This window comes from Ruegeria sp. BJ3 (assembly GCF_056535665.1).
Genome location: NZ_JBQFIT010000001.1, coordinates 873284 through 896036, shown reverse-complemented (window position 1 = coordinate 896036; position 22753 = coordinate 873284). Strand labels below are relative to the sequence as shown.

Below are 22753 nucleotides of genomic sequence, written 5' to 3'. Positions count from 1 at the left end.
CCGGGGCTTGACCCGGCCTGACGCATGGATGACGGCCGCATCGCGGCCCGAAGACAGGCGTTCTGTTAGTTCGAGTGCTTCATTTGCCCGTGGCCGTCTTTCCGTTCCAGGTCCACGGGAATCTCGACAACGACCTCACCGGCCTGCTCAAAAACCAAAGTGACGGGTATGGTTGCGCCCTGCTCAAACGGCTGCTTGAGCCCCATGAACATCACATGGTCCCCGCCCCGCTGCAGCATATGCGCCTCGCCAGCGGCGATCGAAAAACCTTCCTCGACTTCCATCATCTTGGCCACGCCGTTGTCGTCAATCTTGTGCGTATGCAGCTCGACCCGTGCAGCGATATCGGAATTGACGGCGACGAGTTGATCATCGGTGTCGCCTGAATTGCGGATCATCATGAAGGCCGCACCAGCCTTGGCATTGGCCCCCGAGGATCGGGCGTAGGCATCCTCGACCGAGATCACACTTTCCGCATGGGCGGCGGTGGACATGATTGCAGCGACGAAAATAGCGGGCAGGATTGATTTGAAGGGCATCTCGCCTCTCCTTTTTGACTGTCTGATTGTGTTGCGAAGGGTCTCAGACAGGGGCCGGCGGCGCGCGCGCCGGTCGCTGCGGGATAGGAGCCGCAACAAGGCTGGCGGAACGCAATGGTATGTCAGACTTTGCCCGCTCAGGCCCTTTCGGTGCCGGCGGAGGGGCATCCAGAACCGCACCCAGCAAGTTGAGCGCATAGTCGGGACAGAAGTGAGGTGGTTTGGTGGGCTGGCCGTGCTCGTCCATGTACACGACCACAGGCCCATTCCCGGTGCAAAGCACCATTTGACCGACCACTGCATTCAATCCCCGTGACGCCGCAAAACCCTGGCCTGTCAGAACCAGCATCAGCGACAGCAGCAACGGCAACACGAGGCGATAGGATCGGGTCATCTTGGCAGAGGTTTAGGCCCGATCGGAAACGGACTGCAAGTGCCTTCGTGAGCGCTGAGACAGTTTGGCGCGAACAATGGAAAAGGGCCGGCCTGACTGGCCGACCCTTGATTTTGCTTTGATAGTGACCTTCAAAGAATTCCGCGATCATCCGGACCTGTGTTGAGACCGGTATGCAGCCGGTTCACCCGCCGCTGCATTCGCGCACAGCTGGAAAATGAGCCGACCAGAAGAGTCGAAAGGAAGGAAATAATAATTGAAGTATTCGCAGACATTACCACACTCCGCCATAGAATAACCGCATACATAAAACAGATTCAAAACCCTGTATGTGAACAATGTCACGTAGTCGCGTCCCTTTGCCTTCCGCACCGAGATCGCGTGCGGCATCAGTCCAACGGCAAAGTGATCGGGACGGTCTGGTTTGGGCAGAAATTCAAGCGTAGATCGCGGTCATGCCACTCAAAGCGCACACAGAAATTCAGTTCCTCAGGCTGCCACAGATTGAGCCGGCTGAAATCGCACGGCACATGTCTGATCCCCGCGTCGCTCGGCATCTGCCTTTGCTGACGGGGCCCTGGGACATCGCGATGGCGCGGGCCTTCATAGACGCGAAAGAAGCCTGCTGGGAACGCGACGGGCTTGGGCACTGGGCGATCACGTCCGGCGGTTGCTATGTCGGCTGGGGCGGCTTCCAGCGTGAAGGCAGTGAATGGGATTTCGGTCTGGTCCTGACGGCGGACGCATTCGGTCTGGGCACGCGCATCACCCGCAAGGCCTTCGCATTCGCCCGAGCCGATGAACGCATTCCCTATGTCACTTTTCTGCTTCCTCCGTCCCGCCGCAATCTCTCTGCGCTACAGCGCATCGGCGCGCATTATGTCGGTCCGGTGACCTATTCCGGCGAGCAATTCCTGAAATACAGGCTTGAGACAGGTTGAGGACCTACAGATAAACGAAAAGCCCCTGCACCAACGGGTACAGGGGCCACGAAACAGTCTTTGGGAAAATCAGGCCGAGGCTTGCGCCTTGGCGATTTCCTTTTTCACTTTCAGCGCGTTGGCGGACAGCTCTTCGTCCTTGGCTTTCGCCAGGAACGCGTCCAGACCACCACGGTGATCGACCGAGCGCAGCGCGGCGGCCGAGATGCGCAGCTTGACGCCACGACCCAGGGTTTCCGACTGCAGGGTCACGTCGTTCAGGTTGGGCAGAAAACGACGACGAGTTCTGTTTTTGGCGTGGCTGACATTGTTGCCAGTCATCGGGCCTTTTCCGGTCAGTTCGCAACGGCGCGACATGGTTTCTTCCTTTGTTTCTGGAGGCCGGGCATAAATCCGCAGCCAAATCACAAGGGGCACAACCCGAAGTCGCGCCCGAAAACTGGTTGGATGCGTTTAGTGGGAATCGCCGGAAGGGTCAAGACAGCAGCTGCGAAATCTTTCCGGGCCAACTAATGGTCCTGAAACGGCTCAGGCATCAACAAGCAAAGGCTTGTGATTTTTGAGGTGACGAGCAATCAAACGGGTCTGCTGTTGGTTTATCGGGATCAACCTTGCGGGTTCGGATTCGTGGTTCTCATCAGCCAGTTCCGGAAAAATCGCAAGGATTTCAGCCCTTGCCGCGGGTCCGAGAGATTTCAGCGCCTCAGGGCCGGTATACAGGCTTTCGGTCGGCGCGGATTCGGCAAACAGGATCTCGTGCCGATCGAACAGCAGATGGAAGTACTCGATGCTGTCGACAGTGCAATCTACAAAGATCCCCGGCAGCGCCGTCAGCTTGATCGCGGGAATCAGAACTTGATACTGGCCGAACATGCGTTGCGCGATGCGAGAACTGACCATCATGCGGTGCTGGCGGGAAACCAACAGGTCCCGCGTGGGCAGCCCTGCCCCCAAAGCCCCGGCGCAAATACGAACTGGGCGCAGTTTCGGATTGGCCCTCAGATCAATCGCATCAAACCTGCGCCGACCGATCCAGCGGATGGATTGGTTGCCGCTCTCGGCCGTACAGATCAGGTCACCGGTGCGCAGGTCTTGCACCTGTACCGGGCCGCGGTCAGTCAGAATGCTCGTGCCAGCGGTAAAGCAGGGAACGCCGGATCCGTTTTCAAATGCGGAATAGGTGACTGTAATACCCGACGGCAGGGTGAAACTGCCGCTGGTCAACGAATAGCTGGTGCCGGCAGACACGGTAAATGTCCCGAATGAGCTGTCGTTGACCACGGTTCCAGCAGGCAGGTTCAGCGTGTCGGTACCATTGCCACCGCGCACGTCGCCGGACACGCTGGTGCTGCGGAAGCTCAGAACATCATTTCCACCGCCCAAACGGATATTGCCAATGACCGAGCCTTGCAGCGTGACCGTGTCGTCATCTGATCCGGCCCTTACCTGACCGCCGATCGTGCTGCCGTTCACCGTGATCGTATCGATCCCGGCATTTCCACGGACACTGCCAGAGATGGTACTGTTGGTGACAGTGATGATGTCGTTGCCTCCGCGCGCGCGGATATCATCAATCGGCGTACCCTGAGGAGTGCCATTCAGCGTACCGTTGTCATTGGTGACATCGATATCGTCGTCGCCGTTTGTCCCAAAGATATCGGGCATAAGAGGCGAGTCCTGTTTCTCCGCTTGGTCACGGCCAGCCAGTTGCGCCCCGGTTTTTCTATGTGCTGGGCGCCACAACCAAGGATTTCACCTGCACTCAGGCTACAGAACTCCTCGGCGTTGCGCCAAGTTTTCCTGTCCGCGCGGGCAACGGTGTTACCCGGATGCAAGAGTCCTCAGCATCCGCTCGGCCGCCACCGAGGGGCTGAGCCGCCCCGACCCGACCTCGGCGCCCAGCCGGTTCATCTCGGACCGGGCCTGCGGGGTCTCCAGCTTGGCGAGCAGCGCGTGGCGCACCTCTTGATCGAACCAGTAGCGGGCCTGTTCGGCGCGGTTGGCCTGCCAATGGCCGTTCTGCTTGCGCCAGTCGGCCAGGGCCTGCATCTCGGCCCAGGCCTGGTCCAGGCCGTGCTCCTCGACCGCTGAAACGGTCATCGCCTTTGGAAAGCCCTCGGGGTCCTGCGGACGTTTGCGCAGCAGGCGCAGCGCCCCGGCATAGTCGGCGCAGGTTCGGGTCGCGGTGGCTTTCAGGTCGCCGTCGGCCTTGTTCACAAGGATCATGTCGGCCATCTCCATGATGCCGCGCTTGACGCCCTGCAATTCATCCCCGCCGGCCGGGGCCAGCAGCAGCAGGAACAGGTCGGACATTTCCGACACCACGGTTTCCGACTGACCCACACCCACCGTTTCAATCAGCACCACGTCGAACCCGGCCGCCTCGCACAGGGCGATGGCCTCGCGCGTGCGGCGGGCGACGCCGCCAAGATGGCTCTGGCTGGGCGAGGGGCGGATGAAAGCGTTCGGTTCGCGGCTGAGACGTTCCATCCGGGTCTTGTCGCCCAGGATCGAGCCGCCCGACCGGGCCGAGCTGGGATCGACCGCCAGAACCGCCACCCGCAGCCCCTGCCCGATCAGCATCATGCCGAAACTTTCGATGAAGGTCGACTTGCCCACCCCCGGCGTTCCCGACAGGCCGATGCGCAGCGCCTGCCGCCCGGCACCCGACAGCACCTCGAGCAGCTGCGCCGTCTGGGCGCGGTGATCCGCGCGGGTGCTTTCGACAAGTGTGATCGCGCGGGCCAGCGCCCGGCGGTCGCCTTTGAGGATCCTGTCGGCAAGCTCGGCTGTGGTCATGGGTGGGGTCCTTCGTCGAAATCTGCCCTAGATGACGGGGATGGGCCGGGTTTGTCCAGTACCGCCGGTCGCGGGATTTGACGCAGGCGTTCTGGACCTTGGCCGAGGCTTTGGCGATAAGGCGGCATGACCCGTCTACCGATCGACGATGCCCTGCCCGACCTGATCGCAGCGCTGCGCACGCGCGGCCGTGCCGTGCTGCAGGCCCCGCCCGGCGCCGGCAAGACCACGCGCGTGCCGCTCGCGATGCGCGACGCCGGCTTGTGCGACGGACGCATCGTGATGCTGGAGCCGCGGCGGCTGGCCGCCCGCGCCGCCGCCGAACGCATGGCCGAGACACTGGGCGAACGCGCGGGCCAGACCGTCGGCTATCGCGTGCGGGGCGAGGCGAAAGTGTCGAAAGCCACCCGGATCGAGGTGGTGACCGAAGGCATCCTGACCCGGATGCTGCAATCCGAACCCGACCTGCCCGGTGTTGGGGCGGTGATCTTCGACGAATTCCACGAACGCTCTTTGAACGCCGATCTGGGGCTGGCCCTGTGCCTCGAGGTCGCCGGTGCGCTGCGCGACGATCTGATCCTGCTGGCAATGTCGGCCACGCTGGATGCCGATCCGGTGGCGCGGTTGATGGACGCGCCGCTGGTGACATCCGAGGGCCGCAGTTTCCCGGTCCGGACCCGCTGGCTGGACCGCCCGCTGGGCCCGCAGGCGCGGCGGCTGGACGCGTTGGTCGATCTGGTGGGTCAGGCCGAGCGCGAGACCCGCGCCACCGGCGGCGGCATTCTGGTGTTCCTGCCCGGCGAGGGTGAGATCCGCCGCGCCGAGGCCGCGCTGGCCGGGCGGCTGCCCGGCGATTGCGCAATCCGGCCCTTGTTCGGCGCCCTGCCCTTTGCCGCCCAGCGCGCCGCCCTTGCGCCGGCCGAGACCGGGCGCAAGGTGGTGCTGGCCACCTCGATCGCCGAGACCTCGCTGACCATTCCGGATATCCGGGTGGTGGTGGACATGGGCCAGGCCCGCCGCGCGCGGTTCGATCCGGGCTCGGGCATGTCGCGGCTGGTGACCGAGCGCGTCACCCGCGCCGAGGCGACCCAACGCGCGGGCCGCGCGGGCCGCGTGGCCGAAGGGTTGTGCTATCGCCTGTGGTCAAAGGGTGAGGACGGCGCCCTGCCCGCCTTTCCGCCCGCCGAGATCGAGGCCGCCGACCTGACCGGCCTTGCGCTGGAACTGGCGCTGTGGGGGGCCGAGCCGCAGGATCTGGCCTTTCTGACACCCCCGCCCGAGGGGGCGCTGGCCGAGGCGCGCGCGCTGCTGCGGATGCTGGGCGCGCTGGACGGCAAGGGCCGGATCACCGAACATGGCCGCGCACTGGCTGGTCTGCCGCTGCATCCGCGGTTGGGGCACATGCTGGTCACGGCCGGTGCGCAGGCCGCCCCGCTTGCCGCCCTGATGGCCGAGCGCGACCCGTTGAAGGGAGCACCGGTGGACCTGTCGCTGCGGCTCGAGGCGCTGCGCGATCCGCGCACTTATCAGCGCAACCGGGTCTGGCCCGCCAATCCCGGTATTCTGGACCGGATCCGGTCCGAGGCGAAACGGCTGCGCGGCCAGATCAAGACCGAAGGCGACCCGCTGAGCCCGGCGGCGATGGCCGCGCTGGCCTATCCCGACCGGGTCGGCCAGCGGCGCAAGGGCGACGCGCCACGCTATGTGCTGTCCGGCGGCAAGGGTGTGGTGATGGACCCCGGCGATCCGCTGGCCGCGGCGCCGTATCTGGTTGCCATCGATACTGACGGCAACCCGCGCGAGGCCCGGCTGCGTATGGCCGCGCAGATCACCGAAGCCGAGATCCGCGCGCTGTTCGCCGACCAGATCGAATGGGTCGAGACCTGCGCCTGGTCGAAACGGGACCGTCGGGTGGTGGCCCGGCGGCAGGAACGGTTCGGGGCGCTGGTGCTCGATGACCGCATCTGGAAGGACGTGCCCGACGAGTCCGTGGCCCGCGCGATGCTGGACGGCGTGCGCGATATGGGCCTGCGGCTGGAGGGCAAGGCCGCGCGACTGGCAGCGCGGGTCGAACTGGTGCGGGCGGCGGGCGTCGACCTGCCCGATTTCTCGGAAAACGGGCTGACGGACACGCTTGAGGACTGGCTGCTGCCGATGCTGACCGGCGTGCGCAGTGCCGAGGATTGGAAGCGGTTCGACCTGCTGCCCGCTCTTCAGGCGCGGCTGAGTTGGGACCAGATGCAGGAACTGGACCGCCGCGCGCCCCCGGCCTTCGTCACGCCGCTGGGGCGCAAGGTCCCGATCGACTATGGCAAGGCGGTGCCCGAAATCGCCGTTCGCCTTCAGGAGATGTTCGGGGTCACCCGGCACCCGATGGTGGGCGGCGAGCCGCTGAAGATCACCCTTCTGTCCCCCGCGCAACGCCCGATCCAGATCACCCGCGACTTGCCGGGGTTCTGGGCCGGGTCCTATGCCGATGTGCGCAAGGACATGCGCGCGCAATATCCCAAGCACCCCTGGCCCGAGGACCCGACCCAGGCCGACCCGACCCTGCGGGCCAAACGCAGGGGTGCTTGAATACCGTCTGTCAGATTGATATCTCTCGCCGTCTGGAAGGCAGAACAACAAAAAAACGGCAGGCACCCGCAATGACATGGCTGCACAAATTCTGGGAGGGGGTCCTGAAACCCCTGTTTCAGCGTCCGCGCCTCGTGCAGTTCGCGGCGCTGTGTACCCGTGGCGATGGCCCCGATACGCAGGTGCTGCTGGTCACCAGCCGGGACACCGGGCGGTGGATCATTCCCAAGGGCTGGCCGATTGACGGGCTGAACGGGGCCGAGGCGGCGGTGCAGGAGGCCTGGGAAGAGGCCGGCGTGCGCAACGCCGAGGTCGATCCAGAGCCGGTCGGCAGCTACTGCTACGGCAAGGTCCGCAAAAGCGGCGCGATCGATCCGGTCTGCACCACTGTTTATCGGCTGCGGGTCACCGACTTGGCCGATGAATTTCCCGAAATGCACGAACGCACCCGCGAGTGGGTCTCGCCGCAAGAGGCGTCTGAACGCGTCCATGAACCAGAGCTGAAAAAGCTGCTGTTGCGGATCTAACCGCCGGGACCGTGCAGCCCTGCGCGGATCTGATCGGGGGTCAGCGGACCCGTCTCGCCCTGCGTGATCAGCGCTGCCACCCGGTCGCAGATAGGGGTCGGTGTGCCGGTTTCGCGACCCAGGCGGATGATCTCGCCCTGCAGACTGTCGATTTCGGTCGGGCGACCGGCATCCAGATCATAGGCCATCGAGGTGCGCGCGGCGGGGTCGATCGTCAGCATCCGCGCCGCGATGCGCGAAAACAGCGGCGTGGGCAGGCGCAGGATATGCGGCGTCATCGAGGCCGGCAGCGGCGTGGTCGAGGCCACGGGGCGCCCGGAGGCGGCCAGAACCGCCAGCGCCTCGGCCATCTGATCGGCCATCAGACGGCGCCAGTCGCGGTTCAACAGCTGCTCGCGCAGGGTCAGGCCCGACAGCGCGTTCAGAGCATTGTTGAGGTTGATGACCAGCTTGCCCCATTGCACCGCCTCGATCCCGTCGGTTTCGGTGACGGGCAGATCGGGCAAGGACAGGCGGCGGGCCAGCGCGCCGGGTCCGGACTGGATCACGATGTCGCCGGATGTCGCGCGATGCCAGGTGGCCGGACCGGCAGGCACCACGTTGAACGGCACCATCCCGGCGCGCACGTCCCGCCCGGGCAGCGCGGTGCGTAGGGTGCGCGCGTTCTCGATCCCGTTCTGCCACGAAATGACCGGGGTCTCGGCCGGGGCGTACGCGGCGATCAGGCGGCCCATCTCAGCGGTGGCGCCGGTTTTCACCGTGACCAGAACCAGATCGGCGTCGGACAGGCAGGCGGGGTCATCGGACAGGGTCAGACAGTCGGCAGGGATCGTTTTGCGCAGGCCCGAATAGTCGGTCACGGTCAGCCCGTTCTGCAGGATCGGGTCCAGCACCCGCGCCCGGCCCAACAGCGTAACGTCATGCCCGGCATCGGCCAACAGCCCCCCGCAATAGCATCCGATGCTGCCAGCGCCCGCGATCGCCAGTTTCATGCCGTCCCCTTCCCGTTTGCCGCCAAGGATCGCCGGGATCGCGCGGGTGGGCAAGCCGGGCGGGCGCTGACGTCGCGTTCAGCGCGCGCGCCGGGGCTTGGTGCGTTCCAGCTCCGGGGTGATCGGAATGAACTCGTCCTCGTCCCCCGGCGGCAGGTGGAAGGCGCCGTTGGCCCAATCGGCGGATTTCCATTCGCGGATCGCGGTTTCGATCTTGTCCTTCGAAGACGAGACGAAGTTCCACCAGATATACCGATCCTCATTCATCGTGGCCCCGCCCAGCAGCATCAGCCGCGCCCCCGCCGGCCCGGCGGTCACCGACAGGCGGTCACTCGGGCGGAAGACCATCATGCGGCCTTCCTCAAACCGGTCACCCGCGATCTCGACCGAGCCCTGAGTGACGTAGACGCCCCGATCCTCGTGATCGTCGGGCAGCGGAAAGGCGGCGCCGGGGTCCAGTTGCACGTCCAGATAGAAGGTCTCCGACAGCATCGTGACCGGGCTGGTTTCCCCATAGGCCGAGCCGAGGATCAGCCGGGCGCTGACACCGGCATCCTGGATATGCGGCAGCGTGGCCTGCTTGTGATGTTCGAAATCGGGGGCCATGTCCTCGTGCGCTTCGGGCAGCGCAATCCAGGTCTGGATACCGAACAGGCTGTGCCGCTTGGCGCGGGTTTCGGCGCTGGTGCGTTCGGAATGGGTAACGCCGCGGCCCGCGACCATCCAGTTGACCTCGCCGGGATAGATCATCTGATGGGTGCCGAGGCTGTCGCGATGTTCAAATTCGCCCTGGTAAAGGTAAGTAACCGTGCCCAGCCCGATATGCGGATGCGGGCGTACGTCGATGCCGCCATCGGTGATGAACTCGGCCGGTCCCATCTGGTCGAAGAAGATGAAGGGCCCCACCAACTGGCGCTTGACCGAGGGCAGCGCGCGCCGCACCTCGAACCCGCCCAGATCGCGGGCGCGCGGGATGATCAGGGTTTCCAGCGCCGCACCTTCGGTGACGCATTCGGGGCTGTGGGTGGGGTTCCAGCTCATGTCGGCCTCCAATCCGGTGCGGCGGGATGTTTACTCCTGTCAATCTAGCGCAAAATACCGGCGGATAAAGTGCATCTGCGCACAGAAAGGCTGCGGCCCGGATCAGCCCTGTGCACGGGGCCAGAGCTGCGGGAAAAACGGGCCGGCGATCCGGTCGCCCTCAGCATAGCCGGCGGCCTCGAATTGCGCCCGTTCCTCCTTGGCCCAATCGCCGCGATACCGGATCACCCCGTCCGGCCCGGTCATGCGCAGGGTGAAGCGGCGCACGGTTTCCGAGGGCGTGACCGAGGACAGCCCCCCGTGCAGCGTGCGCATGTCGAAATAGATGCAGTCGCCCAGATCCATATCCCATTGCAGCAGGTCATAGGTGCCGGGGTCGGCATTCACATCCGGTGGCGGGTGATAGGTGCGGCCTGCAACCTGCGTGGATTCATAGCTGGGGTGCCCGTCGGCGAACCGCACCCGCATGAACAGCTTGTCCCAAAGGTGCGAGCCGCGCACGAAGGCGATCCCGTTGTCCTTGCTGACCGGTTCAAGCGGCAGCCACAGCACGCACATCGAGCCTTCGAAATCGAAATAGGACAGGTCCTGATGGAATGGCGGGCGCGAGGTCGATCCGGCCTCGCGCAGGAACCAGTTGTCCATCACCAGATTGATCGGCGCGGCGCCCAGCAATTCGGACGCGATCGGCGCACAGGGCGAGCTGCGGACGAATTCCTCGAACTGGGGGATCTTGCTCCAGGCCCAGTAATCCTCGAGATAGGCGGGCGCGTCCGGGTCCTTGGTGTGGCGGGTGAAGTTCTCGGTCGGGGTCTGCAGATCGGCGTCGATGCCCGCGCGCAGCAACTCCAGCCAGTCCGCGCTGAATTTCTGGCGCAGCACCACCGCGCCATCGCGGCGGAAGGCGGTGATTTCATCCTTGGTCAGCAGGTTGGCATCTGTCATCGGCTTCCCCCTTGGTGACGCAAGGAAAAGGATCGCACCCGAATGGCGCAGGCGTCAAAGATTATTGCCGTCTCGGTCCATTCCACGCGCTTTTGTCTGCAGGTCGGCCGGATTTTGCCCGGAACGCTCGGAATGAGTCGTGATCGTGCTATTCTTCCACTGTGGCGGTTGGAACAGCTGCCGGGTCAGCACAGGAGAGGTTTCGATGCCCGGAGATTCACTGAACCGAAGAACCATGCTGGTGGCCGGCACCGCTCTGGTCGCCTCGGCCGGCAGCGGCCTCATCATGCCTGCGCGGGCCAGTGGGTTGGCGCCGACCCCGTCGATGCGGGGCGGATCGAACAACTACCGCCCGGGCGCGCCAATCGTCGACCGGATCGGCGGCGGCGGTTTCTGGATGACCGGCACAGTACGGCGGGCCGGCGACGGCGCGCCCCTGCCCGGTCAGCGCATCCAGGTCTGGGCGCATACCACAGAAGGCCACGAGCGCGACCCTCAGAGCCACGGCGCCACCCTGACCGATGCGAACGGAGAATTCCGGCTGGAGATGCCGCAGATCGTGCCGGCCTTTGGTCAGCCGCATGGACATCTGGCCTATGACAGCGGCGAATTCCAGACCGTCTTCCTGCGGCCGATCATGTCCAGTGCGCGCGACAAGACCCTGGCCGCGCATTTCGTTCTGCAACCGGTCTGAACCACGTGCCGCGCCCGGGCGTCCTTGCGGTTTGGCTGGCGCTGATCGCCGCCATTGCGGTGCCTGTGGTGGTGGCGGGGTTCAGCCCGTATCTGGCCTGGCGCAGCTCGATCTATATCGCTGCGGGCTTTGCCGGGGTCATCGGGTTGGGATTGCTTCTGGTGCAGCCGCTGCTGGCTGCGCGCATGTTGCCGGGGCTGACCGCGATGAACAGCCGAATGGTGCACCGCTGGGTCGGCATCGCCCTGATCGCCATGATTGCCCTGCATGTGGGCGGGTTGTGGATCACCAGCCCCCCGGACGTGGTGGATGCCCTGCTGTTCCGGTCCCCCACTCCGTTCTCGGCTTGGGGCGTGGCGGCCATGTGGGCAGCGTTCGCCGCCGTGGTGTTGGCCGCGTTGCGCAGCCGGCTGGGATGGCGGTTCCGCCTTTGGCGGTTGGCCCATGCCAGTCTTGCGCTTGTGACCATCCTAGGCACGGTCGTTCATGCCCTGCTGATCGAGGGCGCAATGGAAACCGTCACCAAGGCCACATTGTGCGGGCTTGTATTATTCGCCTGCGTCCGAGCGTTGATCAGATTGCAGGTCTGGGACGTGAAACCGCGGGGTTAAGCGACGGGCGCACGTCAGGTCGCCAGGCGCTTGGCATAGGTGGCGCGGTTCATCTCTACATCCCGTACGGTAATGCTGCCGACCTTCGGCGCCGCGGCGGCCAGAACATCCAGAATGATCGCGTTCAGCTCGGCTCGCGTCCGTTCATCCCGTCCCTGCATCAGCAACAGTGAGGCATGGATGAAGGTCTGCGGCTCGGTCCCGATGAAGGAATACGGGATCGGCATCGCGCGAATTTTCAGCGTTGGTGCGTCAAACTCCTGATGCGCGGCTAGGTCCGCATAGAGTTTTTTGCATATGGCTTGAAAATCATGCGATTGCTCAAGTCCGGCTGAAAATTCCAAGACGACGTGCGGCATGGGAGCCTCCGGGATTGAAAGAGAACCAGCGGCTCCCATTGAATGACTGAGGGGGCTTCAGACCCCCAAACACCAGCGCATTACCGCCTTCTGCGCATGCAGGCGGTTTTCGGCCTCGTCAAAGATCACCGAGTTCGGCCCATCCATCACCTCGGAGGTCGCTTCCTCCTCGCGGTGGGCGGGCAGGCAGTGCATGAACAGGGCGTCGGGCTTGGCATGGGCCATCAGCTCGGCGTTGACCTGATAGGGCCGCAGCAGGTTGTGCCGGCGTTCCTTCGCGGATTGGGAATCGTGCATCGAAACCCAGGTGTCGGCCACAACCAGATCAGCGCCATCGACGGCCTTGTACGGGTCGCGTTCGACCACGATCTTCGAGCCCTTCTGGCGGGCGAAACCCATGAACTCTTCCTCGGGATCGAACTGGGCGGGGCCGGTGAAGGTCAGGTCAAAGCCGAACTGGCCTGCGGCATGCAGGAACGAGGCGCAGACGTTGTTGCCGTCACCCGTCCAGACCACCTTTTTCCCGGCGATGGGGCCGCGGTGTTCCTCATAGGTCAGCACGTCGGCCATGATCTGGCAGGGATGGGTGCGGTCGGTCAGGCCGTTGATCACCGGCACGTCCGAGTATTCGGCCATCTCGGTCAGGATGGTTTCGTCAAAGGTGCGGATCATGATCATGTCGACATAGCGCGACAGCACGCGGGCGGTGTCGGCGATGGTCTCGCCATGGCCCAATTGCATGTCCTTGCCCGACAGCACCATGGTCTGACCGCCCATCTGGCGCACGCCTACATCGAACGAAACGCGGGTCCGGGTCGAGGGTTTTTCGAAGATCAGCGCCACCATGCGGCCGGCCAGCGGCTGTTCGTCGTCGGGCGCGGCCTTGGGACGGCCCAACCGGGCCTGCTTCATCGCGCCGGCCTGGTCGATCATCGACCGCAGCGCGGCGGCGTCGGTTTTGTGGATATCAAGGAAATGGTTCATGTCGGTTCGCTTTTTCACTGTCGGTTGCAGGGGGGCGTCGCCCCCGGCGCATTCGGGATGGGGTGGCGTCAGGCCGAGGCGAGTTGGCCTTGAACCTGCCGGGCGGCTTTCTCGAGACGGATCAAAGCTTGGGCGATGTCATCCTCGGTCAGGGTCAGAGGCGGCAGCAGGCGGATCACGTTGTCGGCCGCGGGCACGGTGATGACTTCGTTGTCATAACCGGCCGCGACCACATCGGCATTGGGCGCCTTGCATTTCAGGCCCAGCATCAGGCCGGATCCGCGGACCTCTTCGAACACGTCGGGGTGATCGGCGACTAGGCCCTCGAGCTTTTGGCGTAGCAGACCCGCCTTTCGGTTGACGCCGTCCAGGAAGGCCGGGGTTGCCACGTGGTCCAGAACCGCGCAGCCCACCGCGCAGCCCAGCGGGTTGCCGCCATAGGTCGACCCATGGGTGCCCGCGGTCATGCCGCTGGCGGCCGCTTCGGTAGCCAGCACCGCACCTAACGGGAAGCCGCCACCGATACCCTTGGCCGCCATCATGATGTCGGGCGTGATGCCCGCCCATTCATGGGCAAAGAGTTTCCCGGTCCGGCCGACGCCGCACTGCACCTCGTCGAGGATCAGCAGCAAGCCGTTGTCGTCGCAGATCTGGCGCAGGGCCTTGAGCTCGACATCGGGGACGGGGCGGATGCCGCCCTCGCCCTGGATCGGCTCGATCATGATCGCGGCGGTCTTGTCGCTGATCGCGTTGGTCACACCGTCCAGATCGCCGAAGGCGACATGCACGAACCCCGGCAGCAGCGGGCCGAACCCCTTGGTCATTTTCTCGGACCCGGCAGCGGCGATGCCCGCTGAAGAACGCCCATGGAAAGACCCATCAAACGTGATGATCTCCACCCGCTCGGGTTGCCCCTGATCGTAGAAGTATTTGCGGGCCATCTTGACCGCCAATTCGCAGGACTCGGTGCCCGAATTGGTGAAGAACACCGTGTCGGCAAAGGTCAGATCCACCAGCTTGTCGGCCAGCGCCTGCTGCTGCGGAATATGGTACAGGTTCGACACGTGCCACAGCGCGTGCGCCTGTTCAGTCAAGGCCCCGACCAGTGCCGGGTGGGCATGGCCCAGCGCATTCACCGCAATCCCCGCGCCTAGATCAAGGAAACGTCGGCCGTCCGCCTCGGTCAGCCAGGCGCCTTCGCCCTTAACGAAGGTCAGCGGAGCACGATTGTAGGTCGGCAGAACGGACGGGATCATCGGATCATCCTTTTTGGAAAACTTGAACCCAGTGACTGAAACACTGAGACCGGGTTCGTCAACAGATTTGGTGAGAGATGCGCGGATTTGGGTCGCGCGCGCAGGATCAAACGGGCCGGTTACGCGGTGATGCGTCGGCGTCGGAGCGGCAGGATATGCGCGAGTTTGATCATGGGTGCCCGTATAGCGGGGTCAGCCCAGTGTGGAAAGGCAAAATGCAACCGCCCATGGATTTTTTGCTGGCGCGGGTCGGGCGCCTTGCAATTCGGGCTTGTCATTTCTCTTACGCTGGCGCACCGATGGCCCATGTTCTCACCACAAGCCCACAACCCTGCCCTGGCAGCCTTACTTATCTTCTGCGCCAGCGCTTTCATCGCGGGCACGACATTGCTGGCCAAAGCTCTGGGCACCGAGACACTGGGCCCGCCCCTGCACCCGATGCAGATCAGCCATGGCCGGTTCCTGTTCGCATTTGTGGTCATCGTGGCAGCGGTTGGCGTTCTGCGTCCCCAACTACGGCGTCCACATTGGGGCCTGCATATCGGACGCACCAGTTTCGGGTGGACTGGCATTACCCTGATGTTCGCGTCGGTCGCCTATATCCCCATTGCCGATGCCACGGCGATATCGTTTCTGAACCCTGTTTTCGCGATGGTTCTGGCCATTCCTCTGCTGAAAGAGACCGTTGGGCCTTGGCGCTGGCTGGCGGCGGCGGTGGCTTTGACGGGGGCGATCATCCTGCTGCGCCCGACCCCCGACAGCTTTCAACCCGCGGCCCTGCTGGCCTTGGCGGCGGCGGCAGTGATCGGGATGGAACTGATCTTCATCAAAAAGCTGTCCGGTCGAGAGAGTCCCATCCAGATCCTGCTCATCAACAATGCCATGGGCTTGACGATTGCCAGCATCGCGGTCGCAACCGTCTGGCAGCCACCATCGCCCGCTCAGTGGGCGGCTTTGGCCGGCATTGGCTTTCTGATGGCTTGCGCGCAGGCCTGCTTCGTCAATGGAATGGCCCGGGCAGATGCCTCGTTCGTAGCACCGATCAGCTATGCAACGCTGATATTCGCCGCGCTTTATGACTTTGCGGTGTTCCGGGTCGTTCCGGATTGGGTCAGTCTGCTGGGCTCAGGGGTCATTCTGACCGGAGCGCTGATCCTTGTCTGGCGCGAGGCCCGAGCCAGACGCCGCTAAAATTTTTTTCTACGGCCTTGTCCGCAGGCGACCCCGATGTCGCAAACTCTCATGAAACCGACACCGCATGACGCACCCTGAATGCGGTTGGTTAGAGAGATTGCCCGATGCACGAACGCCGAATCCCGGAATGGGTCCGTCATGCGCCCGCGCCCTCCGTTCGCAAGTTCGGAATACTTGCCGGGTTCGAGGCCGTCGTTCGAGGCATCCTGATTTCCGTATTCCCCTTGGTGATGTACCGGGCCATGGGCGACGCCGGGTCCGTCTCGCTCGTTTACTTTCTGGTCGGCCTCGTTTCGCTATTGGCCGGACTGATGGTACCGTTCCTGATCCGTTATGTCCCGCGGCGATGGGCCTACACAGCGGGCTGCGTTATGTTCATCACCGGCGCTCTGCTGGCCATCGACGGCAGCCCCGAGGCCGTGATCGGGGCGCTTGCGCTGAACACCGTGGCCGCGGTGGTGACCTTTATCTGCTTCAACGCCTACGTTTTGGACTACATCAGCAAGATCGAGCTCGGCCGCTGCGAAACAAGTCGGATGTTCTACAGCGCGCTGGGTTGGACAGCGGGGCCGATGGCAGGTGTGATGTTGATGGAATTATGGGCGCCGGCCCCTTTCGTCATCAGCGCGGCCGCCGCCATTGGTATGCTGATCATGTTCTGGGCCATGCGCCTGGGGAACGGCAAACTGATTACCAAGGCCAGGAGGGCAACGAAAAATCCGCTGTCTTTTCTACCACGGTTCTTTGCCCAACCACGGCTGGTGGCCGGGTATCTGTTTGCCATGATCCGGTCCTGTGGCTGGTGGATCTATGTGGTCTACCTTCCGATTTTCGCCATCGAAAACGGGTTGGGTGAGCAATTGGGCGGCACGCTTTTGTCAGCCACGAACGCCATGCTGTTTGCTGCCCCCCTGATTCTGCGCTGGGTCCAGAACCGGTCTCTGCGCAGCGCCGTGCGAACGGGCTTTGCCGCCTGCGCCACATGTTTTCTGTTGGCTGCATTTCTCTCGGGCTGGCCGGTGGCATCGGTCGTCGCACTGGTCATGGGGTCAATCTGGTTGATCGTGCTGGACATTTGTGCCGGGCTGCCATTCCTGATGGCGGTGAAGCCGTCCGAGCGGACGGAGATGTCCGCAATCTATTCCAGCTATCGCGACGTTTCGGGAATTCTGACACCGGGCGTTGCCGCCTTGGTGTTGCTGGCGACACCGGTGGCTGGTGTTTTTGCGGCAGGTGGGCTTGCAATGCTGGGAGCCTGGTCCGTGGCCGCACGACTGCACCCGCGGCTGGGACGCCCTCGCGTACCGCTGCAGCCCGGTTCGTTGTCCGAAGCTGCCTAGGCCTTCAAACGGTAACCGGTCCGCAGCATTTGCCAGATGACGGCGCAGATCAGCAGGGTCGACAGCAAACAGACGGCCATCCCCAACATCGGGTTGCTGTCCGACACACCGATCATGCCGTATCGCAATCCGTCGATCAGGTAGAAAACGGGGTTCACGTGACTGATCCTGTTCAGCAACGGCGGCAACGCATCGACCGAGTAGAAGGTGCCGGACAGAAACGCCAGCGGGGTAACGATGAAGTTGGTGATTGCGGCCATCTGATCGAACTTGTTGGCAAAAACCCCTGCCAGCAGGCCCAGCGCGCCCATGAACGCACCCCCAAGAATGACAAAAACCAAGGCCAGCACGGGATGCTGCGGCATCAGCCCCAAGCCAAGCGCCAGCGCAGCGGCCAGCATCAACGCGATCAGCACACCCCGTGCGATGCCGCCCGCCAGATAGCCCAGCAAGATCTCGAGTGGGGACAACGGCGGCATCAGCGTGTCCACGATGTTGCCCTGCACTTTCGAGATCACCATCGAGGACGAAGTGTTGGCAAAGGCGTTCTGAATCACCGTCATCATCATGATCCCGGGCGCCAGGAATGTCAGGAACGGCACGCCCATCACATCCGGTCGCCCTGGGCCGACGGCGATGTTGAAGATCAGCAGGAACAGGCCCGCTGTGACCAGAGGCGCCAGCAGGGTCTGCGTCCAGACCGCCAGAAAGCGCAGGGTTTCGCGCTGAGCCAGTGTCCACAACCCCATCCAGTTGACCGCTCCGAAACGGCGCATGTCCTGATCCGCGAGATTCTGCATTCCTGCCCCCAATCTGATTCGATGACCGCTTGTAACTCGGCCCGCAGTGATTAGAATAGGGCGCTGAGACGAATTCCGAAGGCGGCCCGTGACCGAGGCCGCTTTCCCGCTTTTGAAAGGCTACCCATGTCCTGGACAGACGAGCGCGTTGAACTGCTCAAGAAAATGTGGGGCGAAGGCCAGTCGGCCAGCCAGATCGCCAAGGAACTGGGCGGGGTCACCCGCAATGCGGTGATCGGCAAGGTCCATCGCCTGGGCCTGTCGAACCGGACCACCGGCGCCGCTCCGGCCAAGGCCGAGCCCAAGGAAAAACCGGCCCCCGCACCCAAGGCCGAGGCCAAGCCCAAACCCGCCCCCAAGACCGAACCGGCCCGCCCTGCAGCAGCCGCACCGGCCGCCGAGGCAAAGCCGGCCACGCCGCCGCGCCGCCAGATCATTCCGGCCGGCCAGCCGCTGCCGCCGCAGCCTTCGGCCAATGAAATCAGCCCCGAGGCGCTGGCCAAGGTCAACGAGGTCGAAAAGAAGGCCAAGAAGCTGACCCTGATGGAACTGACCGAAAAGACCTGCAAATGGCCTGTGGGCGATCCGGCCACGGATGATTTCTGGTTCTGCGGTCTGCCGGCCGAGCCGGGCAAACCCTATTGCGAGGCGCATGTGGGCGTCGCCTTCCAACCCATGAGCTCGCGCCGCGACCGGCGTCGCTGAGGCCCATGCGCCAGGATCCGACAGCGATGGAGGATACCTGGCTGGCCCGGGCCAAACGGCTTTTGGCGCTGGCCGAAACCGGCCAGCATTTCACCACCGATCCGTTCGACCGCGAACGCTATGACGAGATCGCCGGAATGGCCCGCGCGATGCTGTCCGATCTGGGTCGGGTGCCTTTGTCACAGATCGAAATGACGATGCCTGCCCATACGGGCGGATACGCAACACCCAGCATCGACATCCGCGCCGCCGTAATTCGCAACGGCGGTATCCTGCTAGTACGGGAACGCAGCGACGGGTTGTGGGCGATGCCTGGCGGTTTTGCCGATATCGGCAGCTCTCCGGCGGAGAACATCGAACGCGAAGTCTTGGAGGAAGCCGGTCTGCGTGTCACGGCGCAGACACTCTATGCCGTACGCCACAAGGCACGGCATCCCTACCCGCCAGATCCACGGGACTTCTACAAACTGTTCTTCCTGTGTAGCCCTTTGGATGCCGCCACCCCGATACCGGGCCCCGAAACCAGCGAAGCGGCGTTTTTCGCCCCGGATGCGTTGCCGGACCTGTCCCGGACACGCAATCTGGAAAAAGACATCCACGCTGCGTTTCAGGCGAACGGCAAGTCACCCAGCCCGGCGAAGTTTGACTGACCGTTACTGCGCCGGATGTGAATGCGGCCCTGCCGGCAAATTCACCCATTTGGGCAGTTCGCCGGGCGAAACCGAGACATGCAGGCGTTCGGACGGGTCCTGACCTACGGTGCGATGCTTGCGCAGCAGGAAGATCTTGCCCCACCCCCGCCACGTCCCGACCGACGGTGCATGGGGATCAGTGGGAAAGCGGTTGCGCCAGTCTTCAGGCAGCGGCAGACCATGCAACTCGGCCTTGTCGAGCATCCACACCAGCGAAATGTTGGCCAGCGGTCGCGCGGGCTCGAACCCGCTGAGTTGCCCCCCGACGTCACCATGCGTGCCGCGGAACCAAACCTGTTCGCAATGGCCTCGGAAATCCGGTGCGGTCGACCAAAGGATCGGCGTGAAGACCTCTCGCGTTTCATCCAGCGCCAGCGCATGATACCCGTGCCGGGTGGACGGCCCGAGGTGGTGGTTGTGAAATGAATGCCGCTCTTCGGCCATGCGCCACAACAGCGGCAGGCGCAGTCCCAATGCCTTGACCGTGTCCCAGACGCCGATCATCTCAATTTCGACGCCGTCGTGGCAGAAATTCCGGCGAAAGTCCTGTGCGGCCTGCCCGCCCGGGTTGCACTCATAATGCCGGTAGGCCTGCTTGATGTTGCGCTCGGTCGCATGCTCGGCCCGCAGCAGCCCGATCATATCGATGACGCCGGCAAGGCTGCGCACACCATAGGCGCCGCGGGAATAGCCGATGAAGTAGATCCGATCGCCGGGCTTGTACCGAGAGGCAAGATAGCCGTAGGCCCTGCGGATCTGGCGATTGATCCCCCGCCCCATCATCACGTCCAGCGTGGATTTCCAGCTCTCCCATTGCACGCCCGCTTCATAGAAGACCGAGACCTGATTGCCCATTTCACAGCACAATCGAAAGGTCTGGCCGGCATGGGTCTCGAAGCCGGGCTCCAGGGTAGACATCGTTCCGTCCAGAATGATGACATGACTGATGGGTTCGCGGTGGCGCGTTTCGGCGGAATGCTCGGACCGCAGGGGGCGGCCGAGCCATCCAAGTATCTTCTTACCGAACCGCGACAGTACCATTCGACAACAATTCCCAAACCTTGACCGGAGTGAACGGCATGTCCGCCTGCCGCACTCCATGATCCCAGAGCGCATCCTGCACCGCATTTGCAACCGCGGCCAATGCGCCAACGGTGCCTGCCTCGCCGCATCCTTTCATTCCCATGGGGTTGGCCGTTGACGGAACCGGCGCCGAGGTAAACCTAATCATGGGTATGTCAGCGGCGCGCGGCAAGGCGTAATCCATGAACGTTGCCGTGAGCAACTGCCCCTCACCATCATGCACCACGTGCTCGCACAGCGCCTGGCCGATGCCCTGGGCCACCCCTCCGTGCACCTGCCCTTCGGCCAGCATGGGGTTGATGAGATTGCCGAAATCATCGACGACCGTATAGCGGTCGACCGTCGTCGCGCCGGTTTCCGGGTCGATCACGATCTCGGCAACATGGGCGCCGTTAGGATAGCTGCGCGCCTCGAGCCGCGTGCGGGCCTCGTGCTGCAGCAGGTCGGTGCGGCCATCCGCGCGGGCCATCTCGGCCGCTTCGATCAGCGTGGGCGTCAGGTTCGACCCCGGCGCGCGAAAGGTTTCATGGTCGAAGGTCACATCACTTTCCTCGACCCCCATTTTATCCGCCAGATAGGGCGTGAATGCGGCGATCATCTGGTCAATCGTGACCAGCGTCGCCGCGCTTTGCACCGTGACCGAGCGCGACCCGCCGGTGCCGCCGCCCTGCGCCATGCGGTCGCTGTCACCTTGCACGACCCGGATCCGGTCGGCCGGAATCCCCGTCTGATCCGACAGGAACTGGGCATAGACCGTCTCATGGCCCTGCCCGTTCGATTGCGTCCCGACATAAAGGTTCACTGTTCCGTCCTGACAAAATTCGACTTTTGCGCCTTCGGAAGGGTCACCCAGAATGCTTTCGATATAGTAACAAAGCCCCTGCCCCCGGATCAGACCACGTTCGGCGTCGGCGGCCTTGCGCGCGGCGAAACCGGCGGTCTGTTCGGCGGCGCGGGACAGAACCATTCCGAAATCGCCCACATCATAGATTTCACCGGTGGCCGAGACATAGGGAAAAGCCTCGGGCCGGATGAAGTTACGGCGGCGCAGTTCCCACGGGTCGACGCCCAGTTCCCGCGCGGCGCGGTCCATCGCGCGTTCCAGCACATAGATCGCCTCGGGTCGGCCGGCACCGCGATAGGCATCGACTTGAGTGGTGTTGGTATAAAACCCCTCGACCCGCAGATAGGTTTTCTGCACGTCATAGACGCCGGGCAGCACGCATTTGAACAGGTTGGTCTGGATCGCCTGACCGAAATGGCTGTTGTAGGCGCCCAGGTTGCAGCGGCTGTGGACCCGGTAGGCGGTGATGCGAAGATCCTCGTCAAAGGCCAGCTCGGCCAGCGAGGTCAGGTCGCGCCCGTGGTGGTCGGACAACATCGCCTCGGTCCGGTCCGACATCCAGTGCACGGGCTGGCCCAGTTGCATCGCCGCCACCGCGACCGAGAAAAACTCGGGATACGGCATCGCCTTCATGCCGAACCCGCCGCCGACGTCTGGCGTGGTGACATGGACCGCCTGAGGGTCCAGCCGCAGCTTGTCGGCCAGCTGCGCCTTCATCCCCCAGACACCCTGCCCGCCATAGCTGAAATGCAGCCGCCCGTCGGACCAGACCGCATTACAGCCGCGCGGCTCGATCGAGTTCACGATCACCCGGTTGTCGGCCACCTGCAGCGACACCACATGGGCGGCGGCTTCAAAGGCGGCCCGGGTCGCGGCTTCGTCGCCCACGGCCCAGTCAAAGGCGCGGTTGTCGGGGGCCTCGGGGTGCAGCGGCTCACCACCCGGCGCAAGGTCCAGCTTGGCGGGGCGGTCGGCGGTGTCCATCCAGATCAGCTCGGCGGCGTCGCGGGCCTGCGCCGGGGTCTCGGCCACGACCATCGCCACCGGCTCGCCGACGAAGCGCACCCGGTCGCGGGCCAGCATGTGGCGCGGGGGATTGGCGGCACGGCTGCCGTCGCGGTTGACAAGGATCGTGGCGCTCAGCACCGGGTCGATTCCGGCGGCGATCAGGTCATCGATGGTCAGCACCAGCCGCACGCCGGGCGCGGCGCGGGCGGCGCCAAGGTCCAGCCCGGTGATGTCGCCATGCGCCACCGGGCTGCGAAAGAACACCGCGTGCAGCGCGCCGGGTGGCACCGTATCGTCCATGTAGCGGCCTTGCCCGGTCAGGAACCGCTGATCCTCGGTCCGGGTGACCGGCTGGCTCTTGCCGAACTTTTCCATGACGCGCCCCTTTCACTGCCTCAGACCGCGACCCTAGCCTTGATGCGGCGGAT

General features: G+C 64.0%; 22 protein-coding genes. 9 read left to right on the top strand and 13 right to left on the bottom strand.

All coding sequences use genetic code 11. The features are described from left to right. Window positions 1–65: 65 nt before the first annotated feature. The gene (locus ACR3EL_RS04480) at window positions 66–539 is read right to left on the bottom strand and encodes a copper chaperone PCu(A)C (RefSeq protein ID WP_170337579.1); all 474 of its coding nucleotides are present in this window, start codon (window positions 537–539) and stop codon (window positions 66–68) included. 849 nt (window positions 540–1388) lie between these two features. Here ACR3EL_RS04480 and ACR3EL_RS04475 point away from each other — a divergent pair. Next, window positions 1389–1874 (top strand): GNAT family N-acetyltransferase, encoded by a 486-nt coding sequence (locus ACR3EL_RS04475; protein WP_170337578.1) that lies wholly within the window; start codon window positions 1389–1391, stop codon window positions 1872–1874. A gap of 69 nt (window positions 1875–1943) precedes the next feature. On the opposite strand, the gene rpmB is transcribed toward ACR3EL_RS04475, so the two are convergent. The 3 genes from rpmB to meaB form a co-directional block, all read right to left on the bottom strand. Further along, a complete protein-coding gene (gene rpmB / locus ACR3EL_RS04470; protein WP_039532366.1) occupies window positions 1944–2231 on the bottom strand; it encodes a 50S ribosomal protein L28 in 288 nt (95 codons plus the stop codon). Window positions 2232–2402: 171 nt separating this feature from the next. Beyond that, on the bottom strand, window positions 2403–3539 hold the full coding sequence (locus ACR3EL_RS04465; protein ID WP_480720605.1) for a Hint domain-containing protein: 1137 nt from the start codon (window positions 3537–3539) through the stop codon (window positions 2403–2405). A 156-nt stretch (window positions 3540–3695) separates the two neighbouring features. Continuing rightward, window positions 3696–4673 carry a methylmalonyl Co-A mutase-associated GTPase MeaB gene (gene meaB / locus ACR3EL_RS04460; protein WP_480720603.1) on the bottom strand — a complete coding sequence of 326 codons (978 nt, stop codon included), beginning with the start codon at window positions 4671–4673 and terminating at the stop codon, window positions 3696–3698. Between the two features lie 126 nt (window positions 4674–4799). Between meaB and hrpB the strand changes: the two genes are divergently transcribed. Then, complete coding sequence (gene hrpB / locus ACR3EL_RS04455) at window positions 4800–7250, top strand: ATP-dependent helicase HrpB (protein WP_480720601.1); 2451 nt, start codon at window positions 4800–4802, stop codon at window positions 7248–7250. Window positions 7251–7321: 71 nt separating this feature from the next. Beyond that, window positions 7322–7777: an NUDIX hydrolase gene (locus ACR3EL_RS04450; RefSeq protein WP_170337574.1), complete on the top strand. Its 456-nt coding sequence runs from the start codon at window positions 7322–7324 to the stop codon at window positions 7775–7777. Here the strand turns inward: ACR3EL_RS04450 and ACR3EL_RS04445 are convergent. The 3 genes from ACR3EL_RS04445 to ACR3EL_RS04435 all read right to left on the bottom strand — a co-directional run bounded on the left by ACR3EL_RS04445 (window position 7774) and on the right by ACR3EL_RS04435 (window position 10755). After that, window positions 7774–8769 (bottom strand): 2-dehydropantoate 2-reductase, encoded by a 996-nt coding sequence (locus ACR3EL_RS04445; RefSeq protein WP_480720598.1) that lies wholly within the window; start codon window positions 8767–8769, stop codon window positions 7774–7776. The two genes, ACR3EL_RS04450 and ACR3EL_RS04445, sit on opposite strands and share 4 nt — an antisense overlap. Before the next feature lie 78 nt (window positions 8770–8847). Continuing rightward, complete coding sequence (locus tag ACR3EL_RS04440; RefSeq protein ID WP_170337572.1) at window positions 8848–9810, bottom strand: pirin family protein; 963 nt, start codon at window positions 9808–9810, stop codon at window positions 8848–8850. A 102-nt stretch (window positions 9811–9912) separates the two neighbouring features. Further along, window positions 9913–10755, bottom strand: coding sequence for a phytanoyl-CoA dioxygenase family protein (locus ACR3EL_RS04435; RefSeq protein WP_170337571.1), 843 nt, complete (start codon window positions 10753–10755; stop codon window positions 9913–9915). Window positions 10756–10960: 205 nt separating this feature from the next. Here ACR3EL_RS04435 and ACR3EL_RS04430 point away from each other — a divergent pair, with 205 nt between their 5' ends. Together ACR3EL_RS04430 and ACR3EL_RS04425 are read left to right on the top strand one after the other, a co-directional pair. Further along, a complete protein-coding gene (locus tag ACR3EL_RS04430) occupies window positions 10961–11449 on the top strand; it encodes a peptidase associated/transthyretin-like domain-containing protein (RefSeq protein WP_170337570.1) in 489 nt (162 codons plus the stop codon). 5 nt (window positions 11450–11454) lie between these two features. Next, the gene (locus ACR3EL_RS04425) at window positions 11455–12060 is read left to right on the top strand and encodes a ferric reductase-like transmembrane domain-containing protein (RefSeq protein ID WP_170337569.1); all 606 of its coding nucleotides are present in this window, start codon (window positions 11455–11457) and stop codon (window positions 12058–12060) included. A 14-nt stretch (window positions 12061–12074) separates the two neighbouring features. On the opposite strand, the gene ACR3EL_RS04420 is transcribed toward ACR3EL_RS04425, so the two are convergent. The 3 genes from ACR3EL_RS04420 to ACR3EL_RS04410 form a co-directional block, all read right to left on the bottom strand. Continuing rightward, a complete protein-coding gene (locus ACR3EL_RS04420; RefSeq protein WP_170337568.1) occupies window positions 12075–12419 on the bottom strand; it encodes a 5-carboxymethyl-2-hydroxymuconate Delta-isomerase in 345 nt (114 codons plus the stop codon). A gap of 57 nt (window positions 12420–12476) precedes the next feature. Further along, on the bottom strand, window positions 12477–13403 hold the full coding sequence (argF, locus tag ACR3EL_RS04415) for an ornithine carbamoyltransferase (protein ID WP_093963032.1): 927 nt from the start codon (window positions 13401–13403) through the stop codon (window positions 12477–12479). 68 nt (window positions 13404–13471) lie between these two features. Then, window positions 13472–14659 (bottom strand): aspartate aminotransferase family protein, encoded by a 1188-nt coding sequence (locus tag ACR3EL_RS04410; protein WP_170337567.1) that lies wholly within the window; start codon window positions 14657–14659, stop codon window positions 13472–13474. Between the two features lie 306 nt (window positions 14660–14965). Between ACR3EL_RS04410 and ACR3EL_RS04405 the strand changes: the two genes are divergently transcribed. Both ACR3EL_RS04405 and ACR3EL_RS04400 read left to right on the top strand, forming a co-directional pair. Further along, window positions 14966–15850, top strand: a complete 885-nt coding sequence (locus ACR3EL_RS04405; protein ID WP_480720594.1) for a DMT family transporter — start codon at window positions 14966–14968, stop codon at window positions 15848–15850. Between the two features lie 107 nt (window positions 15851–15957). Continuing rightward, entirely contained in the window at window positions 15958–17193 is a 1236-nt protein-coding gene (locus ACR3EL_RS04400) for an MFS transporter (RefSeq protein ID WP_480720592.1), read from the top strand. Here the strand turns inward: ACR3EL_RS04400 and ACR3EL_RS04395 are convergent. Then, complete coding sequence (locus ACR3EL_RS04395; RefSeq protein ID WP_170337564.1) at window positions 17190–17993, bottom strand: ABC transporter permease; 804 nt, start codon at window positions 17991–17993, stop codon at window positions 17190–17192. The two genes, ACR3EL_RS04400 and ACR3EL_RS04395, sit on opposite strands and share 4 nt — an antisense overlap. 126 nt (window positions 17994–18119) lie before the next feature. On the opposite strand from ACR3EL_RS04395, the gene ACR3EL_RS04390 reads away from it, so the two are divergent. Both ACR3EL_RS04390 and ACR3EL_RS04385 read left to right on the top strand, forming a co-directional pair. Then, window positions 18120–18698, top strand: a complete 579-nt coding sequence (locus tag ACR3EL_RS04390) for a GcrA family cell cycle regulator (RefSeq protein ID WP_093962717.1) — start codon at window positions 18120–18122, stop codon at window positions 18696–18698. 26 nt (window positions 18699–18724) lie between these two features. After that, a complete protein-coding gene (locus ACR3EL_RS04385; RefSeq protein ID WP_170339388.1) occupies window positions 18725–19348 on the top strand; it encodes an NUDIX hydrolase in 624 nt (207 codons plus the stop codon). Between the two features lie 3 nt (window positions 19349–19351). Here the strand turns inward: ACR3EL_RS04385 and ACR3EL_RS04380 are convergent, their stop codons facing one another. After that, window positions 19352–20431, bottom strand: a complete 1080-nt coding sequence (locus ACR3EL_RS04380) for a DUF2235 domain-containing protein (RefSeq protein WP_480720589.1) — start codon at window positions 20429–20431, stop codon at window positions 19352–19354. Then, a complete protein-coding gene (locus tag ACR3EL_RS04375) occupies window positions 20409–22700 on the bottom strand; it encodes a xanthine dehydrogenase family protein molybdopterin-binding subunit (RefSeq protein ID WP_480720587.1) in 2292 nt (763 codons plus the stop codon). The genes ACR3EL_RS04380 and ACR3EL_RS04375 overlap by 23 nt, the downstream gene beginning before the upstream one ends. Between the last annotated feature and the right edge of the window lie 53 nt (window positions 22701–22753).

What these genes read in the sequence shown, in the direction of transcription:
- ACR3EL_RS04380 (WP_480720589.1), bottom strand. Translation starts at nt 20,431, where the DNA reads ATGGTACTGTCGCGGTTCGGTAAGAAGATACTTGGATGGCTCGGCCGC.
- ACR3EL_RS04450 (WP_170337574.1), top strand. Translation starts at nt 7,322, where the DNA reads ATGACATGGCTGCACAAATTCTGGGAGGGGGTCCTGAAACCCCTGTTT.
- ACR3EL_RS04400 (WP_480720592.1), top strand. Translation starts at nt 15,958, where the DNA reads ATGCACGAACGCCGAATCCCGGAATGGGTCCGTCATGCGCCCGCGCCC.
- ACR3EL_RS04420 (WP_170337568.1), bottom strand. Translation starts at nt 12,419, where the DNA reads ATGCCGCACGTCGTCTTGGAATTTTCAGCCGGACTTGAGCAATCGCAT.
- ACR3EL_RS04465 (WP_480720605.1), bottom strand. Translation starts at nt 3,539, where the DNA reads ATGCCCGATATCTTTGGGACAAACGGCGACGACGATATCGATGTCACC.
- ACR3EL_RS04475 (WP_170337578.1), top strand. Translation starts at nt 1,389, where the DNA reads ATGCCACTCAAAGCGCACACAGAAATTCAGTTCCTCAGGCTGCCACAG.
- ACR3EL_RS04440 (WP_170337572.1), bottom strand. Translation starts at nt 9,810, where the DNA reads ATGAGCTGGAACCCCACCCACAGCCCCGAATGCGTCACCGAAGGTGCG.
- ACR3EL_RS04390 (WP_093962717.1), top strand. Translation starts at nt 18,120, where the DNA reads ATGTCCTGGACAGACGAGCGCGTTGAACTGCTCAAGAAAATGTGGGGC.
- ACR3EL_RS04405 (WP_480720594.1), top strand. Translation starts at nt 14,966, where the DNA reads ATGTTCTCACCACAAGCCCACAACCCTGCCCTGGCAGCCTTACTTATC.
- argF (WP_093963032.1), bottom strand. Translation starts at nt 13,403, where the DNA reads ATGAACCATTTCCTTGATATCCACAAAACCGACGCCGCCGCGCTGCGG.
- ACR3EL_RS04385 (WP_170339388.1), top strand. Translation starts at nt 18,725, where the DNA reads ATGGAGGATACCTGGCTGGCCCGGGCCAAACGGCTTTTGGCGCTGGCC.
- rpmB (WP_039532366.1), bottom strand. Translation starts at nt 2,231, where the DNA reads ATGTCGCGCCGTTGCGAACTGACCGGAAAAGGCCCGATGACTGGCAAC.
- meaB (WP_480720603.1), bottom strand. Translation starts at nt 4,673, where the DNA reads ATGACCACAGCCGAGCTTGCCGACAGGATCCTCAAAGGCGACCGCCGG.
- ACR3EL_RS04395 (WP_170337564.1), bottom strand. Translation starts at nt 17,993, where the DNA reads ATGCAGAATCTCGCGGATCAGGACATGCGCCGTTTCGGAGCGGTCAAC.
- ACR3EL_RS04435 (WP_170337571.1), bottom strand. Translation starts at nt 10,755, where the DNA reads ATGACAGATGCCAACCTGCTGACCAAGGATGAAATCACCGCCTTCCGC.
- ACR3EL_RS04410 (WP_170337567.1), bottom strand. Translation starts at nt 14,659, where the DNA reads ATGATCCCGTCCGTTCTGCCGACCTACAATCGTGCTCCGCTGACCTTC.
- hrpB (WP_480720601.1), top strand. Translation starts at nt 4,800, where the DNA reads ATGACCCGTCTACCGATCGACGATGCCCTGCCCGACCTGATCGCAGCG.
- ACR3EL_RS04375 (WP_480720587.1), bottom strand. Translation starts at nt 22,700, where the DNA reads ATGGAAAAGTTCGGCAAGAGCCAGCCGGTCACCCGGACCGAGGATCAG.
- ACR3EL_RS04445 (WP_480720598.1), bottom strand. Translation starts at nt 8,769, where the DNA reads ATGAAACTGGCGATCGCGGGCGCTGGCAGCATCGGATGCTATTGCGGG.
- ACR3EL_RS04480 (WP_170337579.1), bottom strand. Translation starts at nt 539, where the DNA reads ATGCCCTTCAAATCAATCCTGCCCGCTATTTTCGTCGCTGCAATCATG.
- ACR3EL_RS04430 (WP_170337570.1), top strand. Translation starts at nt 10,961, where the DNA reads ATGCCCGGAGATTCACTGAACCGAAGAACCATGCTGGTGGCCGGCACC.